Origin of the sequence: Klebsiella sp. X1-16S-Nf21, from assembly GCF_002837615.1 — a bacterium.
Lineage (GTDB): Bacteria > Pseudomonadota > Gammaproteobacteria > Enterobacterales > Enterobacteriaceae > Klebsiella > Klebsiella variicola.
Map to the genome: position 1 here is coordinate 17,235 of NZ_PJDK01000001.1, position 16,054 is coordinate 33,288.

Annotated in this window: 17 protein-coding genes; 7 read left to right on the forward strand and 10 right to left on the reverse strand. The window is 61.5% G+C overall.

Annotated features, from left to right (window positions below):
* Positions 1-5 precede the first annotated feature (5 nt).
* Positions 6-785, reverse strand: a complete 780-nt coding sequence (budA, locus tag CW267_RS00100; RefSeq protein WP_008804548.1) for an acetolactate decarboxylase — start codon at positions 783-785, stop codon at positions 6-8.
* Positions 786-891: 106 nt separating this feature from the next.
* On the opposite strand from budA, the gene CW267_RS00105 reads away from it, so the two are divergent.
* Positions 892-1,764, forward strand: coding sequence for a LysR family transcriptional regulator (locus CW267_RS00105; protein ID WP_008804549.1), 873 nt, complete (start codon positions 892-894; stop codon positions 1,762-1,764).
* A gap of 19 nt (positions 1,765-1,783) precedes the next feature.
* Here CW267_RS00105 and CW267_RS00110 read toward each other — a convergent pair whose 3' ends face one another.
* Genes CW267_RS00110 through CW267_RS00135 form a run of 6 tightly spaced genes read right to left on the reverse strand, consistent with a single transcriptional unit; the run spans position 1,784 to position 7,508 of the window.
* Positions 1,784-2,554: a 3-hydroxybutyrate dehydrogenase gene (locus tag CW267_RS00110; RefSeq protein WP_008804550.1), complete on the reverse strand. Its 771-nt coding sequence runs from the start codon at positions 2,552-2,554 to the stop codon at positions 1,784-1,786.
* Between the two features lie 23 nt (positions 2,555-2,577).
* Positions 2,578-3,972 carry a GntP family permease gene (locus tag CW267_RS00115; RefSeq protein ID WP_206053235.1) on the reverse strand — a complete coding sequence of 465 codons (1,395 nt, stop codon included), beginning with the start codon at positions 3,970-3,972 and terminating at the stop codon, positions 2,578-2,580.
* A 44-nt stretch (positions 3,973-4,016) separates the two neighbouring features.
* Positions 4,017-4,940 (reverse strand): 3-hydroxyacyl-CoA dehydrogenase family protein, encoded by a 924-nt coding sequence (locus tag CW267_RS00120; protein WP_100780923.1) that lies wholly within the window; start codon positions 4,938-4,940, stop codon positions 4,017-4,019.
* Between the two features lie 11 nt (positions 4,941-4,951).
* On the reverse strand, positions 4,952-6,133 hold the full coding sequence (locus tag CW267_RS00125) for an acetyl-CoA C-acetyltransferase (protein ID WP_043875158.1): 1,182 nt from the start codon (positions 6,131-6,133) through the stop codon (positions 4,952-4,954).
* Between the two features lie 9 nt (positions 6,134-6,142).
* Positions 6,143-6,799 (reverse strand): CoA transferase subunit B, encoded by a 657-nt coding sequence (locus CW267_RS00130; RefSeq protein ID WP_012541466.1) that lies wholly within the window; start codon positions 6,797-6,799, stop codon positions 6,143-6,145.
* A gap of 1 nt (position 6,800) precedes the next feature.
* Positions 6,801-7,508 (reverse strand): CoA transferase subunit A, encoded by a 708-nt coding sequence (locus CW267_RS00135; protein WP_100780922.1) that lies wholly within the window; start codon positions 7,506-7,508, stop codon positions 6,801-6,803.
* Positions 7,509-7,648: 140 nt separating this feature from the next.
* Here CW267_RS00135 and CW267_RS00140 point away from each other — a divergent pair, with 140 nt between their 5' ends.
* A complete protein-coding gene (locus tag CW267_RS00140) occupies positions 7,649-8,539 on the forward strand; it encodes a LysR family transcriptional regulator (RefSeq protein ID WP_012541468.1) in 891 nt (296 codons plus the stop codon).
* A 48-nt stretch (positions 8,540-8,587) separates the two neighbouring features.
* Here the strand turns inward: CW267_RS00140 and CW267_RS00145 are convergent, their stop codons facing one another.
* Positions 8,588-8,728: a hypothetical protein gene (locus CW267_RS00145; RefSeq protein ID WP_002908189.1), complete on the reverse strand. Its 141-nt coding sequence runs from the start codon at positions 8,726-8,728 to the stop codon at positions 8,588-8,590.
* Positions 8,729-9,018: 290 nt separating this feature from the next.
* On the opposite strand from CW267_RS00145, the gene CW267_RS00150 reads away from it, so the two are divergent.
* Positions 9,019-9,927, forward strand: a complete 909-nt coding sequence (locus tag CW267_RS00150) for a DUF535 family protein (protein ID WP_016161239.1) — start codon at positions 9,019-9,021, stop codon at positions 9,925-9,927.
* A gap of 82 nt (positions 9,928-10,009) precedes the next feature.
* On the opposite strand, the gene CW267_RS00155 is transcribed toward CW267_RS00150, so the two are convergent.
* Together CW267_RS00155 and CW267_RS00160 are read right to left on the reverse strand one after the other, a co-directional pair.
* Entirely contained in the window at positions 10,010-11,227 is a 1,218-nt protein-coding gene (locus CW267_RS00155; RefSeq protein ID WP_100780921.1) for an MFS transporter, read from the reverse strand.
* 177 nt (positions 11,228-11,404) lie between these two features.
* On the reverse strand, positions 11,405-11,866 hold the full coding sequence (locus CW267_RS00160) for a winged helix-turn-helix transcriptional regulator (protein WP_100780920.1): 462 nt from the start codon (positions 11,864-11,866) through the stop codon (positions 11,405-11,407).
* 60 nt (positions 11,867-11,926) lie between these two features.
* On the opposite strand from CW267_RS00160, the gene CW267_RS00165 reads away from it, so the two are divergent.
* From CW267_RS00165 to chrA, 4 genes are all read left to right on the forward strand, one after another.
* Complete coding sequence (locus CW267_RS00165) at positions 11,927-12,175, forward strand: tautomerase family protein (RefSeq protein WP_004175772.1); 249 nt, start codon at positions 11,927-11,929, stop codon at positions 12,173-12,175.
* A 186-nt stretch (positions 12,176-12,361) separates the two neighbouring features.
* Positions 12,362-13,555, forward strand: coding sequence for an MFS transporter (locus tag CW267_RS00170; protein WP_227521827.1), 1,194 nt, complete (start codon positions 12,362-12,364; stop codon positions 13,553-13,555).
* A gap of 128 nt (positions 13,556-13,683) precedes the next feature.
* Complete coding sequence (locus CW267_RS00175) at positions 13,684-14,643, forward strand: chromate resistance protein ChrB domain-containing protein (RefSeq protein WP_100780919.1); 960 nt, start codon at positions 13,684-13,686, stop codon at positions 14,641-14,643.
* Entirely contained in the window at positions 14,612-15,979 is a 1,368-nt protein-coding gene (chrA, locus tag CW267_RS00180) for a chromate efflux transporter (protein WP_048963791.1), read from the forward strand. The genes CW267_RS00175 and chrA overlap by 32 nt, the downstream gene beginning before the upstream one ends.
* Positions 15,980-16,054: the final 75 nt, after the last annotated feature.

Genomic DNA, 16,054 nt, shown 5'->3' on the forward strand with positions numbered 1-16,054 from the left:
ACCCCTTAACTTTCTACGGAACGGATGGCGGCATCGAGATTATCGGGATGCAGATTGGCCTGCAGGAACGCGCTGTCGGCGGGCAGGTCGATCATCAGCTTGTGAATTTCGCCGAAGGTCAGCACCCCGTGATCGAGCTGGTAATCCAGCAGGTGACCGCCGCCTTTGCGGTCATCGGTAATAAAGTGCTCGTGATACCCGGCGACATTGATCCCCTGCATATGCTGCGGGGTACGGAAGCCGACCAGCACCCCTTCGCGCTGGTTAAAGCGGAACACCGGCTGATCGTCGAGGACGTCGGTCATCGCCCGGTACGGCGGCGTCTGGCGCGGCACGGTGCGGGTATGGGCATGGCGGAAATGGCCGTCGATGCGCAGGGCGCAGAACAGGTTGTCAGAGGGAATTTGCTGGTCAATAACGTCGTGCAGTTGTTGGCGGCTCACCGGATGGTCGAAAGTTTTCCGGTACTGCGGCTGGAACCAGGTCATCACCGCGAACGGCGTTTTCTGCTCCGGCTGGGCTTTGCGCGCGCTGCCGTCGGCGCGCAGCTGATAGACCTGACTGCTGAAGGCGATCAGCTCCCCGTCCAGCTCATTAAAGGTGCCGAGGCCGAAATCGCCGTGTTTCAGCAGGTCCGCGATGGTGGTGCTGCCTTCGTAAACCCCGCTCAGCAGGGCGCTCATTAGCGATGTCTGATAGAGCACGCTCTCGGGATGCTGCGCGGAAAACGCCCGTAGGGTTTCGCACAGACTCTCTTCGCAGGTGCATTCAGCAGAGTGATTCATATACCACTTCCTCGTTCAACAAATATAAGAAAGGTTAAATAAATGTTGACCCGATTCAGCTCACAGTTCCAATATAGAAACCATGCTGGTTTGAGACGTTTTCGATATGGAACTTCGTTATCTTCGTTATTTTGTCGCCGTCGCCAGGACGCGGCACTTCACCCAGGCCGCCAAGGAGCTGGGTATTTCACAACCTCCGTTAAGTCAGCAAATTCAGCGACTTGAACGAGAGGTGGGGACCCCGCTGTTTCGGCGTTTAACCCGCGGGGTGGAGCTGACGGAAGCGGGAGAGTCGTTCTATGAGGATGCCCGCCAGATCCTCGCCATGAGCGATGCGGCGCTGGAGAAGGCCAAGGGCATTGCGCGCGGGATGAACGGCAGCCTGTCGCTAGGCATTACCAGTTCTGATGCTTTCCATCCGCAAATCTTCACGTTGCTGCACCGCTTTCAGCTCGACCACCCCGGGGTGACCCTGCACCAGATGGAAGACAATATGGCCAATCTGATGACCGCCCTGAGCGAGGCCGAGCTGGATATCGCCTTCGTCCGTCTGCCGTGCGAGAGCAGTAAAGCCTTTAATCTGCGGATTATTGATGAGGAGCCGATGGTCATCGCGCTGCCGCGCGATAACCCGCTGGCGACGCAGCCGACCCTGGCCCTGGAACAGCTGTGCGACGTGGCGCCGATCCTCTTCCCGCGGGAGGTGGCCCCCGGGCTGTATGAGCTGGTGTACAACAGCTGCCTGCGCGCCGGGATCGACATGGAGCGTGCCTGGCAGTCGTCGCAGATTTCGTCGTCGCTGAGCATGGTCAATGCCGGGTTCGGCTTCGCGCTGGTCCCGCAGTCGATGACCTGCATTCAACAGCCGAACGTCAGCTATCACCCGCTCAGTGGGGCGCCGCTGAAGACCGATATCGCCATCGCCTGGCGGCGCTTCGAGCGCTCACGCACGGTGAAACGCTTTCTGGCGATGTTCTGATCTTCGCGGCGCCAGCGGCTTACTGCGCCACCCAGCCGCCATCCATATTCCATGCGGCGCCGCGCACCTGGGCAGCGGCATCGCTGCACAGAAACAGCGCCATTTCGCCCAGTTGCTGCGGGGTGACAAACTCCCCGGAGGGCTGTTTTTCCGCCAGAAGCTGGGCGCTGGCCTGCTCCGGGTCGACCCCCTCGGCGATGCGCTTATCGATCTGCTGCTGCACCAGCGGGGTCAGCACCCAGCCCGGGCAGATGGCATTGCAGGTGATGCCGCTGCGCGCGGTTTCCAGGGCCACGGTTTTGGTCAGCCCGACCACCGCGTGCTTGGCGGCGACGTAGGCCGATTTCTCTTTCGACGCCACCAGGCCATGCACTGAGGCTATGTTGATGATGCGCCCCCAGTTGCGCTGGCGCATGCCCGGCAGCGCCAGGCGGGTGGTGTGGAAGACGCTGGAGAGATTGATCGCGATGATGTCGTTCCATTTGTCCACCGGGAACTGCTCCACCGGGGCGACGTGCTGGATGCCGGCGTTATTGATCACGATATCGACGCCGCCGAAGGTGCTTTCGGCATAGTGCATCATCGCCTCGATCTGCCCGACGTCGCGCAGGTCGGCGTCGTGATAGCCGGGGATCTTACCCAGCGCGGCGACTTCAGCCCGGGCGTGGCTGCTGTCGCCGAAGCCATTGAGGATCACCTGCGCGCCCGCCTGAGCCAGCACTTTGGCGATCCCTAAACCGATGCCGCTGGTGGAGCCGGTGACCAGCGCTGTTTTACCGTGCAAATTCATTTTATTACTCCTTCAATCGGGTATCAGACAATGCCGGTCACATAGAACGTGACAATGACAAACAGTACCGCGAGGCTTTTGATCACCGTGATGGCGAAAATACCGCCGTAGGCCTGGCGATGGCTCAGGCCGGTGATCGCCAGCAGGGTGATCACCGCCCCGTTATGCGGTAGGGTGTCCATGCCGCCGCTGGCCATGGCGGCGACACGGTGCAGGACCTCGAGCGGAATATTGGCGGCGTGGGCGGCGGCGACAAAGGTCTCGGACATCGCCGCCAGCGCGATGCTCATCCCCCCGGAGGCCGAGCCGGTGATCCCGGCCAGCACCGTGACGCTGATCGCCTCGTTTAACAGCGGATTGGGAATGGCCGCGAGGGCTTTCGACAGCACCAGGAAACCCGGCAGGGCGGCGATAACCGCGCCGAATCCGTACTCAGAGGCGGTGTTCATCGCCGCGAGAATAGCCCCGCCCACCGCCGTTCGGCTCCCCTCCGCCAGCCGGCCGCGGATATTGCGATAGCCGCAGACCAGCACCAGCACAATGCCGGAGAGCAGCGCCGCCTGCACCGCCCAGATAGCGGTGATTTTCCCTACTTCGGTGACGACAGGCTTCGCCAGACCCGGCAGGGTGAGCTCATGGCTGGCGCCGTACCACTGCGGGATCCAGTGGGTAAACAGCAGATTCAGCACCCCCACTAACAGCAACGGGGCGATAGCGATCAGCGGATGCGGCAGATCGATGTCATCCGGGGTCTCCGGCTCATTTTGCAGGTCGGTCCCATAGCCTTCGCCGCGGGCCTGCGCTTTGCGGCGCTGACGCTCCAGCCACAGCAAGCCAAAAATGATAATGAACAGCGAGCCGATAAGCCCCAGCCAGGGGGCCGCCCAGGCGTTGGTGCCGAAGAAACTGGTGGGGATAATATTCTGGATCTGCGGCGTGCCGGGCAGGGCGTCCATGGTAAACGAGAATGCCCCGAGGGCGACGGTGGCCGGAATCAGCCGTTTGGGGATCCCGCTCTGGCGAAACAGTTCGGCGGCGAAGGGGTAGACGGCAAAAGCCACCACAAACAGCGACACCCCGCCGTAGGTCAGCAGGGCGCACACCAGCACGATCACCGGGATCGCGTGGCGGCGTCCGAGGATGCGGATGGCGGCGGCGACAATCGACCGCGAGAATCCCGACAGCTCAATCAGCTTGCCGAACACGGCGCCCAGCAGAAACACCGGGAAATAGAGCTTCACAAAGCCGACCATTTTTTCCATAAACAGGCCGGTAAAGGCCGGGCCGACCGCGCTCGGGTCGGTGACCAGCACCGCGCCGAGGGCGGCGATCGGCGCAAAGAGGATCACGCTGTATCCACGGTAGGCCGCCAGCATCAGTAACGCCAGTGCGGCCAGGGCAATTATCACACTCATCACGACGTCTCACTCTCATTGTTATTGTAGGGGTACAGAACGCGATACTAGGGCTTCAGGGCGTAGCGAAGCTGATGTTCCCGGCGCGACTGGATGCGCTGTTGCCGCGCCTCATCCCAGCGGTAAAAGCCTTGTCCACTGCGGGCGCCGGTGTCGCCTCGCGCCACCTTTTCCGCCACCAGCGACATCATCTCGCTCCCGCTGGCCAGCTCCGGCAGCAGGTGCTGGCAGATATCCTGGACCGTCGCCAGCCCGGTCATGTCCGCTGCCTCCAGCGGGCCGACCATCGCATAGCGGCGGCCCAGCGAGGCGCGCATCACTTGGTCCACCACCTCGGCAGAGGCAATGCCTCTGTGGACGATATGCAGCGCTTCGCGCAGCAGGGCGAACTGCAGCCGGTTGCCGACAAAGCCCGGCGCGGCGCGATTGAGCACCACCGCTTCCAGCGCGCAGGCGGCGCAAAAGTCGCTCACCTGGCGCGCCAGATGGGGCAGTGTGGCGCTCCCGGGCACCACTTCCACCAGCGGGATCAGGTGCGGCGGATGCCAGAAGTGGGCGATCAGCAGCCGTTCAGGGTGGCGCATGCCCTGCGCCAGCGAGTCCGGCGGCAGGCCGCTGGTGTTGCTGGCGATAATCGCCTCGTCGGCGATCAGCGTTTCCAGTTCGGCATACAGGGCGTGCTTCAGCGCCAGCCGCTCGGGGATCGCTTCTATCAGCAGCGTGGCATCGGCCAGGGCATTCAGCGCCGGGGTGGGGGTCAGACGGGCCAGCACAGCGTCGCGGTCGGCGGGATCCTGCTGGCCGCTCGCCTCCAGCTCGCGCAGGATAGCGCTGGCCACCGCCGGAACCTCGGCGAGACGTTGCGGGTCGGTGTCATACAGGCGGACGACGTGACCGTGACGGGCGAAATGGCAGGCGATGCCGACGCCCATCAGTCCCGCGCCGAGTACCGCCAGGCGTGGTGTAAACATAGTGGCTCCTGTTAACGTTGTAGAGTCATGGCGATGCCCTGGCCGCCGCCGACGCACAGGGTTGCCAGCCCTTTGCTGGCGCCCCGGCGCTGCATCTCATGCACCAGGCTGACGAGGATCCGGCAGCCGGAGGCGCCGATGGGATGGCCAAGGGCGATGGCGCCGCCGTTGACGTTGACCTTCTCGCTATCCCACTCAAGCAGCTGACCGACGGCCAGCGCCTGGACGGCAAAAGCCTCGTTAGCTTCGATAAGATCCACCTCGTCCAGCGTCCAGCCGGCGCGCTGCAGCGCTTTACGGCAGGCGCTCACCGGGCCGATGCCCATCACCGATGGGTCGACCCCGGCGACCGCTGAGCTGACAATGCGCGCCAGCACCGGTAGCCCGAGCTCGTGCGCTTTATCGACGCGCATCAGCAGGACCGCCGCGGCGCCGTCGTTCAGCGACGAGGCGTTTCCGGCAGTGACGCTGCCGTCAGCGGGACGAAACGCCGGGCGCAGCTGGGCCAGCTGCTGCTCGCTGGTCTCCGGGCGCGGTTGCTCGTCGTCAGTCACGACACGCGGCGGCTTTTTGCCCTGCGGGACGCTGACCGGGACGATCTCCTCGCGAAAGCGTCCGGCGGCGATGGCGGCCGCCGCTTTGCGCTGGGACCCGGCGGCAAAGGCATCCTGGCGCTCACGGCTGATGTCGAAGGCATCAGCCAGATTCTCGGCGGTAATGCCCATGTGGTAGTCGTTAAAGGCGTCCCACAGGCCGTCCAGAATCATGCTGTCCTGCAGGCTGGCATGGCCGAAACGCAGGCCTTCGCGTGCGCCGTGCATCAGATAGGGGGCATTGCTCATGCTCTCCTGGCCGCCGGCGATGACGATCTCGGCGTCGCCGCAGCGGATCGCCTGCACCGCCTGCTGAACCGCTTTCAGCCCGGAGCCGCACACCAGATTGACGGTCACCGCCGGGGTGTCCACCGGCAGGCCGGCCCGCAGCGCGGTCTGGCGCGCCGGGTTCTGCCCGCAGCCGGCGGTGAGCACCTGGCCGAAAATCAGTTCGTCCACCGCCGCGGCGGGCAACTGGCCGCGTTCAAGCAGGCTGCGTACCACCGCGGCGCCGAGGTCGACGGCGGAAAGAGGGGCGAAGGCGCCGCGAAAGCTGCCGACCGGGGTGCGTACTGCAGCAACAATGGCAATATCGGTCATGGTCTCTCCTTAGCTGAAGCGCATTTCGCGCACATCGTCGGCCACGATCAGTCGTCCCGCCGTTTTACGCATCACCTCGTCGGGGCTCACTCCCGGGGCCACTTCGCGCAGGACAAACGCGCCGTCGACAATGTCCAGCAGGGCCAGATCGGTGAGCACCCGGCGAATACAGCCCACGCCAGTGAGCGGCAGGGTGCACTGCGGCAGCAGTTTGGATTCGCCGTTTTTTGAGGCGTGGGTCATCACCACGATGATGTTCTGCGCGCCGGCTACCAGGTCCATGGCGCCGCCCATCCCCTTGACCATTTTTCCAGGGATCATCCATGAGGCGATGTTGCCCGCGACGTCGACCTCAAAGGCGCCAAGAACGGTCAGGTCAACGTGGCCGCCGCGGATCATGGCGAACGACTGAGCGGAGTCGAAGATGGCCGCCCCGGTTTGCGCGGTGACGGTCTGCTTGCCGGCGTTAATCATGTCGGCGTCGATCGTGGCTTCGTCTGGAAATTCGCCCATCCCCAGCAGGCCGTTCTCCGACTGGAGCATCACCTCAATACCGGCGGGAATGTAATTGGCCACCAGCGTCGGGATACCGATCCCGAGGTTGACGTAGTCGCCGTCGCGCAGCTCCTGGGCGACGCGCATCGCCATTTGTTCACGGGTCAGCATCTCACTTCCCTCCGGCACGCAGGGTGCGCTGCTCAATACGTTTTTCAAATTGCCCGACGATCAGCCGGTCGACATAGATCCCCGGGGTGTGGATGGCGGAGGGCGGCAGTTCGCCCGGCGGTACAATCTCTTCCACCTCCACCACCGTAATACGCCCGGCGGTGGCCATCAGCGGGTTGAAATTCTGCGCGGTATGGCGATATACCACATTGCCGTACCAGTCGGCTTTCCAGCCTTTGACCAGCGCGAAATCGCCGCGGATCGCCTCTTCAAGGATGTAGTGCCTGCCGGCGAACTGGCGAACCTCTTTGCCTTCGGCGACCGGGGTGCCATAGCCGGTGGCGGTGTAAAAACCGGGGATCCCGGCGCTGCCGGCGCGAATTTTTTCGGCCAGCGTTCCCTGAGGAGTGAGCTCAACCGCCAGCTCACCGCTCAGCACCAGCTGTTCAAACAGCGCGTTCTCCCCGACGTAAGAGGCCACCACCTTGCTGATCTGGCGTGACTCCAGCAGCATACCGAGACCGAAGCCGTCGACGCCGCAGTTATTGGAGACCACCGTCAGCCCCTGCACCTGGCGACGCTGCACCTCGGCGATCAAATTCTCGGGAATGCCGCACAGGCCGAAACCGCCGGCGAGCAGCGTCATGCCGTCCGTTAACCCTTCCAGCGCCGCTTCATAGCTGGCGACGCGTTTATCCAGTCCTGCCATCTTGTCTCTCCTGCCTTGCGATAGCCTTATCATTGGCGCTGGAGACTGATTTGATAATTTTGAATTTGTGACCCACTCATTTGGAATTTTAATTAATTTCCTGTTAACTAATTTTTTTCAATTAGTTAACAGGAAGAAAAATGAGAATGAGTGTCAAACAGTTACGCGCGTTTTTAGCGGTAGCTCACACTCTGAATTTCGCCCACGCCAGCGAAAGGCTCAATTTGTCGCAGCCAGCCCTCAGTTTGACCATCAAAGGGTTAGAGGAGGCGCTGGGCGGCGCGCTGCTGCAGCGCAGCACCCGCAAAGTGACCCTTACCCAGGAGGGGGAACTCTTTCTGCCGATGGCCCGTCAGCTGCTGGCCGACTGGGATAACGTCGAGGAGGCCATGCGTCAGAGCTTTACCCTGCAACGGGGTAAAATTTCGGTGGCCGCGATGCCGTCGTTTGCGGCCAACGTCCTGCCGGAGGCGCTGAAGGCCTTTCGCGACCGCTATGCCGGCGTGAACGTCACGGTGCATGATGTGATTAATGAGCAGGTGATCGAGATGGTGCGCGAGGGGCGAGTGGAGATGGGTATTGCCTTCGAGCCATCGCCCACCCACAACCTGCTGTTTACCCCGCTGGCGGTGGACCGCTTCGTGGCGATCGTTCCCCGGCAATCCCCGCTGGCGAAGAAAAAGCAGCTCACCTGGCAGGAGCTGTTGACCCTCGATTTTATTACCCTGCAGCGTCCCTCGGCGGTACGCCTGATGCTGGAGGAGGCGCTGGCGCGCAGCGGTCGCCAGCTGGACGTAGCGCTGGAGAGTCACCAGCTGGTGACGGTGGGGAGAATGGTGGCCAGCGGCCTGGGGGGCAGCGCGGTACCGGCGCTGTGTAAAACGCAGATGACGTCCCTGGGGGCCGTCTGCATCCCGCTCAGCGATCCGCCGATTGAGAAGTGCGTCGGCGCGATCCATGCCGGGCATATGCCGCTGTCGAAGGCGGCGCAGGCGCTGCTGGATACGCTGAAAGGGTTCTTGCCGACCTGAGCAGGCGGGAGGGGCAAAAAAAAACCGGCCTGCTGGCCGGTTTGACAATCAGATTTTGCAGGCGTCGCCGCAATCGTCATCGGCAACGATCGCCTGCGCTTTTTTGTCCGCTTCTTCCAGACGCTCCGCGTTGCGTTCTTCCGCTTCATCCAGGCCGCTGAAGACCAGGTTGTCGAGATCAATTTCCATAAGTTACCTATCGTCGCTGGTTTTTAATCAGCGTCAAGTATAGGGCAAAACCGCCAGCGGATGTAGCCGCTCTGCGCGCCGAACGCACAGAGCGTTAAGTCGCGGGGCGGCAGGCTTTCCCTACCATAAATAACCGTTGACAGGCGGGAGTTGGCTTTGTTAATCACCATACAGAATGATTTCCTGTGTATATATTAAATGAAAGGACAACGAAGGAGTAATTAAGCGTTGACGAAAAGCTTTTATGTTAATATGGCCGCGATTATGGATGAATCTATGGATCTTAATCAATGGAACATACTGTTGCAGGCGCCATCAAAGAATGGCGTAAACATAATAAAGTGATCGGTCAGGTCAAAATAAACTATAAAAAAGTTTTACGAAAATGCAGAGAGCTCTCGCTCGCAGGAGGTAAATACAGAGAATATCAAGAACTTTGTGCAAAATATCAGTGTGCGCGGTTGACCGCCGTGACCAAAGGGCTGGTGCCTTTTGAGGATAAACCGTTTAAAGCGTATCTCAATAAACGGCTGTCAAAACGACGCAAGCTGGATATTGCCCACGGTTCACTGAATTTTATTGAGAAAACGTTTCACCCTGATGTCCTGCCGCAGCTGTACAATGTGGCGGATTTTGGTCGCGCGATGTTCTCTATTCCTTTGAAAAATGGCGATAATCTTGACGTTAAACTGTTGGCGTCGCCGTTTCAGGAGGAGGGCGAGCTGATGCTGCAGCTGTTTCTCGGTGACCGGCGCGTCTATAGCGTCTGTTTTTCCTGTACCGACGATGGCCGCGCCTATATTGGCGGCATCCAGGGCGGAAAAGATATCACCAATGACGAAGTGAAGGTGCTGACTAAAGAGCTGCATGGCGCGCGGCCGAAAAATATCATCATGAGCGTGCTGTATGGTTTCCTGCGTTATTTCAGCATCACCACGGTCTACGCGATCGATTCCGATTACCACGTGAAAAGCGATCTGGTGAAAGCCAGTTATTCATCGCTGTGGCTGGAAATGGGTGGTGAGAAACAGGCTCGCGGCTGGTATAAATTACCGGCGCAAGAGATCAAAAAAAGTATTGAAGAGGTGAAAAGTAAGCACCGGAGCCAGTTTATTAAGCGCGAAGGTGTCAAGGATCTGATTCAGATAGATATGGCGAACGCCCTGCAGCACATTACGTTGCAAGCACGGGTGAATTAACGCCTCTCATACGCCAGCCGGGCTGCAGGGGGCTGCTACCCGGCTGGCGATTTCCTCTCTCCCCAGGTCGCTGTGCCGTAGGTTACTGCCCGCTCTCGCCGACTGGCGGTGACGCGGAGACGGTGAGCAGCGGAGCGCTGCGCCACCATACCATCAGGGCGACAATCGCGATAACGCTCAGCACGCCGAAGGCGGTGGCATAGGAGTAGTGCCCGGCGATAGACCCCGTTAACGCCGGACTCATTGCCGCCCCGGCGCCCTGCATCAGCATCACCACGCTCTGTCCAGCGTTAACGTGCCCGCTGCCGCGCAGCAGCGAGACGATAAAGCTGGGCACCGCCACCCCCAAAATCCCTGCCGCCAGGCCATCAAGAATTTGCACCGGGACCATCATCGCCGGGGCGTCGCTGGACGCCGCCAGCGCCGCCCGGATGGGCATGATCAGCAGCGCCAGCAGGATGCATCGCCAGTAACCGTATTTGTCGATGCTGCCGGCGACCCGGATGGCCACCGGGATCATCACCACCTGCGAAATAATCACCGTGGCGGCGGCAAACAGTCCGGGATTGAGGTGTCCCGGCGCGGCGGCGATCCGCATGCTCAGCATCGGCAACAGTGCGGCATTGGCGAGATGGAACAGCATCAGGGTTACGCCGGCGATCAGCAGCGGCGTATGGCGGAACAGGATGGCAAACCCCGGCAGGGAGGGCGTGGATGCCGCTTCGATGCCGCGGGCGGCGTCATCGTCGATATCGCCGCCGCGGATCGCCAGCAGGGCGACCAGGGTAAGCAGCGTGGTACAGGCCATCAGAATGAAAATGCCGCCGATGCCCCAGTACCAGGCGATAGCCCCGGCCATTAGCGCGGTGAAGAAATTTCCCGCGTGGTTGAAGGCTTCGTTTTTCCCCATCTGGGCGCTAAAGCCGCGCTGTCTGGCAAGACCGAGGGTAATCCCGGCGATCAGCGGTCCGACAAAGGCCGCGCAGATGCCGCTGGCGACTTGCGAGAGGGCGACCACGCTGGTCTTCTGACTAAACCAGAGCAGCAGGGTGGTGAGGGTGATCACCAGGCAGACCCCGGCCAGCAGCAAGCGCTTATGCCGCGAGCTGTCGGTGATGAAGCCGGCGGGCAGGGTCGCCAGCAGGCCGGCGATACCGCCGACGGACATCAGCAGGCCAATGTCCTCCGCCAGCCAGTGACGCTGGGTGAGAAAGATCCCCAGAAACGGGCCGAGGCCGTCGCGCACGTCGGCAATAAAAAAGCTGGTCAGACATAAAGCCCGCAGAGAACGAAGCGACATTTTCTACCTTTAGCATGCGCGATCTGCGCGTCGGAATGGTCACCGGATACCTTCATCCTTTATCGCACAGTTCGATGAAACAAAAATGTCCCGCGCTCGTCGGGTACCGTGGCTATGCAACATACCCGCTTGCGGCGGCTTTCGCCAGAGGCGTACGAAAGTTCTGTAGCGGCGCTATTAGCGTTCGTCTGCCTTGACGATCTGCAGGGCGGCGGGGCTCGCCACGGTGCCGCTGGCAGTAATAAACCCCGGATGGACAGCCTCGCCGCTGGCGCTGTCCACCAATGCTATATGCGGCGCACTGTGCAGCACGTGCTGATGGCCCCATTCCATCAGGGCGAACAGCACCAGCGCCAGGCTACGGCTTTTATCAGTCAGAACATATTCATACCGTTCGCGGGAGCCGGCTTCCCGGTAGGGCACTTTGCTGAGCAATCCCGTTTCGGTCATGGTTTTTAACCGGGTGGTGAGCGTCTGGCGGGTAATATGGGTGTGCGACAGCACCGTTTCAAAGCGCGTCACGCCGTAAAACGCCTCGCGGAGGATCAACAGCACCCAGCGGTCGCCGAGGATTTTCGCCCCTTCCGCCAGGCCGCACAGCGCCGGGTCGAGGTAGGGCAGTGATTTATTTTTTGACATCGCGAGATTGACCTTCTACTCTGAGTTTGAATTTTAGACCTAGATGCTAAGGAGAATAGCGTGCCATTTGTTAACGTGCAAACCATTAAAGGGATCATGACCGCGGAACAGAAAAGTGAGCTGCTGCGACGGATGACCGATCTGCTGGTGGAGATTGAGGGGCAGGGCGATCCGCAGTTCCGTCAGTCCGTCTGGATCCGCATTGACGAACATGACCCGGAGCAGTGGAGTCTGGGCGGCGTCCAGCCGACGGCCGCAATGATCGCGGCGAAATTTGCCGCCGCGCGGCGCGACGGATCCCCGGAATAAAACGGGCGGCGAAGCCCGGCCCGGCGATCTGACGCAGAAGAGGGGCCAGATCGCCGGGTAATATTGCGATTCGCTATGGTGCAAAAGCGTATTTTGCGGCTAAGGTAACGGTCAGGGAACCCAACAAACAGGGCGCGATGCCAGACGGCCAGCCTGGCGCCACTCTCAAACCGGTGAAAACAACGGATGTCTACAGAACACATGCTGCCGCTGGCGGTGCAGAACAAAAATATCCTTCGCCTGGCTGCCGCTCAGGCGCTGGCCGGCGCCAACTCGGTGGTCTTCTACGCTACCGGCGCGATAGTGGGTAACGCGATTGCCCCCAGCCCGTCGCTGGCCACGCTGCCGATCACCCTGTTTGTGCTGGGGATGGCGGCCTCCATTCTGCCTTTCGGCGCGCTGGCGCGAACGCGGGGCCGCAAAGCGGCGTTCAGGCTCGGCACCGGCGCCGGGATGGTGACCGGACTGGCGGCCGCCCTGGCGGTAGTGCTGAATTCTTTTCTGCTGTTTTGTCTCGCCGCGATGCTCGGCGGCGCCTATGCCGCCGTGGCGCTCAGTTTTCGTTTTGCCGCCACCGACGGCGTCGCCCCGGCGCGCCGGGCTCGCGCGCTGTCGCTGGTGATGGGCGGCGGTGTGGCCGCCGGGATCATTGGCCCGATGCTGGTCACCGGCACCATGCACCTCTGGCCGGCACATACCTTCGCCGTCACCTTCCTCGCTCAGGCGCTGGTTGCAGTGCTGGCCGCCTTTCTGTTGAGAGGGGTGACGCCGGCGGAGCCCACCGCGACCAGCGTGCGCGGTGGGCGGCCGCTGCGCGAGATTGTCCGCCAGCCGGGTTTTGCCACCACGGTATTCAGCGGCGCGGTGGCCTATATGGTGATGAATTTTCTGATGACCGCCGCGCCGCTCTCCATGCATATGCACGGCCTTTCCCAGCAGGCCGCTAACCTCGGGATCCAGTGGCATGTGATGGCGATGTACGGCCCGGGATTTTTCACCGGCCGGCTGATCCAGCGCTTCGGCGCAGTGCGAATGGCGGCGGCGGGATTGCTGATCACCGCCGCGTCGGTGGCGGTCGGCCTGAGCGGTCTCGGTGTATATCATTACTGGCTGTCGCTGATTTTGCTCGGCATCGGCTGGAACTTTGGCTTCACCGGCGCCTCGGCGAAAATCATCGATTTCCACCGCCCGGAAGAGAAGACCCAGGTTCAGTCGCTCAACGATTTTCTGGTCTTCGGCGTGATGATCGTGGGGTCGTTTTCGTCCGGGGTTCTGCTCAACGCCTTCGGCTGGAACGCCGTGCTGTGGGGCTCCCTGGTCCCGGTTGCGGTGGCGTTGTTGACCCTGCTGCTGCGCCCCTTATCCCCATCCCGCGCTTAGCGCCTGGCCTGCCGCTGCGCAGGCCGTCTTTTGCTTTTTTCAGCTATGCATTGCTGAAATTCATCTGACTCCTTGCGCGTAAAAACGTCACAGACGCTACATGCTGTAGTAATCTCTACAACATGACAATGCATCTCTTGATCCTTAACCTGACAACGTCTCAAGCCACGCTGCGCATGCGTGTCTGGCGAACCCTGAAGCAGAGCGGGGCAGCGGTCCTGCGCGATGGGGTCTATCTGCTGCCCGACGTGCGCCAGGGCTATGACACTTTCCTCAGCACCTGCCAGGCGATCCGCGCGGAAGGGGGGACCGGGTATGTTTTCACGATTGAGGCGGCGGAAGAAGAGGCGCTCAGGCCGCTATTCGATCGTCGTGAACAGTACGACGCGCTGTTGCAGGATCTGCAGGCGCTGCAGGGGACGTTATCCAACGACGAACTGGCGGCTCAGCTCAAACAACTGCGTAAAATTAAGCGTGACTACCGGCGGATCGAGGCCATTGATTTCTTTCCGGGGGCCGCCCGGGAGCAAGCCGCTGAGCGACTGGCCACTATCGAGCAGGTCATTAATCAGCGGCTATCGCCGAACGAGCCGCAGTCGGTGGCGGGCGAACTGAGCCTGCTGGACAGAGGCGCCTTTCGCGGCCGGCTGTGGGCCACCCGCCGACGCCCGTGGGTCGATCGTCTGGCCAGCGCCTGGCTTATCCGGCGCTTTATTGACGACGAGGCGCGGTTCCTGTGGCTGGCCGCGCCCGAGACCTGTCCGGCGACGGCGGTCGGTTTTGATTTTGACGGCGCGCCATTCAGCCATGTCGGCACGCTGGTGACCTTCGAAGTACTGGTCCGGCGTTTTGCGCTGGACGCGGTGATCCCCGACAGTCTGGGACGGTTGATCCACTTCCTGGACGTCGGTGGGGTACCGACCCCGGAGGCGGCGGGGGTAGAAAGCATTCTTGCAGGGCTGCGGGAAACCATTACGGACGATGACCAACTGCTGGCGGCAGCTTGCTCGCTGTTCGACGGCTTACTGAGGTCCTGTGAAATGAGGTCTGGCAATCATGAGCAAAACGGTCGTTCTTCCGCAGAGTGACAGTCCTTCCGTCGTCGCTTCCGTCTCCTTCTGGCAGGCATTTCGCTTTTGGCTCAAGCTTGGCTTCATCAGCTTCGGCGGGCCTGCCGGGCAGATCGCCATGATGCACCAGGAGCTGGTGGATAACCGACGCTGGATCTCGGAAGGGCGATTCCTGCATGCGCTCAATTTTTGTATGGTCCTGCCCGGCCCGGAGGCCCAGCAGCTGGCGACTTACATCGGCTGGCTGATGCATAAAACCTGGGGAGGCGTCATCGCCGGGGTGCTGTTTATTTTGCCCTCGCTGGTGTTACTTATCGCCCTGGCGTGGATCTACCTCGTCTGGGGGGATGTCGCCGTGGTGGCGGGGATCTTTTATGGCATCAAACCCGCCGTAGCGGCGATAGTATTGCAGGCGGCGCACCGCATCGGCTCGCGGGCGCTGAAAAATGGTGCCTACTGGGCTATCGCTGCCGCTGCCTTTGTCGCTATTTTTGCGCTGAACGTTCCTTTTCCGCTGATCGTCCTCGCCGCGGCACTGGTGGGTTTTATCGGCGGACGGCTGGCGCCGACGACATTCGGCAAAGCGGACGCCCACCGTGCGCAGAGTCACCCTGGCGGAGCCGCCATCATTGATGACACGACGCCGATCCCGGCCCATGCCATTTTCAGCTGGCGGCGCACCTCTCAGGTGCTGATCGCCGGGATGCTGCTGTGGCTGGTGCCGATGGCCGCCCTGACGCTAATGCTGGGCTGGGCGCATCCGCTGACCCAGATGAGCTGGTTCTTTACCAAAGCCGCGCTGATGACCTTTGGCGGGGCATATGCCGTCCTACCTTATGTTTACCAGGGGGCGGTGACCCACTATGGCTGGCTGACGGCAGGGCAGATGATGGACGGCCTCGCTCTTGGGGAATCGACCCCCGGACCGTTGATCATGGTGGTAACCTTTGTCGGATTTGTCGGCGGCTACACCAAAGCGGTGTTGGGCGTCGATGATGTGCTGCTGGGGGGCATCGCGGCGGCGTGCCTGGTGACATGGTTTACCTTTTTGCCCTCGTTCATCTTTATTCTCACCGGCGGGCCGTTTATTGAAACGACCCATAATAAGGTGGGATTTACCGCGCCGTTGACCGCCATCACTGCCGCGGTGGTGGGCGTTATCCTGAATCTGGCGCTGTTTTTTATCTGGCATAGCGTCTGGGGACCATCCGGTTTCGACCCGTGGTCTGCGGCCATTGCCCTGGGCGCCGCCGGGCTGCTGTTTCGTTATAAGTGGAAGCTGACCTGGGTACTGGCCGCCGCCGCCGCGGTAGGGCTTATCGTCCATATGGCGGGACTGTCCGGCGCAGGATAAGGTCGGCGTTGGGCTGAGAGAAACGTGGACAGATGGGGTAGTGGGGAGGGAGGCCAGTGCCTGAGCAGGCCCTGG

Coding starts and splice junctions, on each gene's coding strand:
- CW267_RS00150 (WP_016161239.1), top strand. CDS start 9,019: ATGGAACATACTGTTGCAGGCGCCATCAAAGAATGGCGTAAACATAAT.
- CW267_RS00170 (WP_227521827.1), top strand. CDS start 12,362: ATGTCTACAGAACACATGCTGCCGCTGGCGGTGCAGAACAAAAATATC.
- CW267_RS00140 (WP_012541468.1), top strand. CDS start 7,649: ATGAGAATGAGTGTCAAACAGTTACGCGCGTTTTTAGCGGTAGCTCAC.
- CW267_RS00145 (WP_002908189.1), bottom strand. CDS start 8,728: ATGGAAATTGATCTCGACAACCTGGTCTTCAGCGGCCTGGATGAAGCG.
- CW267_RS00110 (WP_008804550.1), bottom strand. CDS start 2,554: ATGAATTTGCACGGTAAAACAGCGCTGGTCACCGGCTCCACCAGCGGC.
- CW267_RS00105 (WP_008804549.1), top strand. CDS start 892: ATGGAACTTCGTTATCTTCGTTATTTTGTCGCCGTCGCCAGGACGCGG.
- CW267_RS00130 (WP_012541466.1), bottom strand. CDS start 6,799: ATGCTGACCCGTGAACAAATGGCGATGCGCGTCGCCCAGGAGCTGCGC.
- CW267_RS00135 (WP_100780922.1), bottom strand. CDS start 7,508: ATGGCAGGACTGGATAAACGCGTCGCCAGCTATGAAGCGGCGCTGGAA.
- CW267_RS00160 (WP_100780920.1), bottom strand. CDS start 11,866: ATGTCAAAAAATAAATCACTGCCCTACCTCGACCCGGCGCTGTGCGGC.
- CW267_RS00120 (WP_100780923.1), bottom strand. CDS start 4,940: ATGTTTACACCACGCCTGGCGGTACTCGGCGCGGGACTGATGGGCGTC.
- CW267_RS00175 (WP_100780919.1), top strand. CDS start 13,684: ATGCATCTCTTGATCCTTAACCTGACAACGTCTCAAGCCACGCTGCGC.
- CW267_RS00125 (WP_043875158.1), bottom strand. CDS start 6,133: ATGACCGATATTGCCATTGTTGCTGCAGTACGCACCCCGGTCGGCAGC.
- CW267_RS00155 (WP_100780921.1), bottom strand. CDS start 11,227: ATGTCGCTTCGTTCTCTGCGGGCTTTATGTCTGACCAGCTTTTTTATT.
- budA (WP_008804548.1), bottom strand. CDS start 785: ATGAATCACTCTGCTGAATGCACCTGCGAAGAGAGTCTGTGCGAAACC.
- chrA (WP_048963791.1), top strand. CDS start 14,612: ATGAGCAAAACGGTCGTTCTTCCGCAGAGTGACAGTCCTTCCGTCGTC.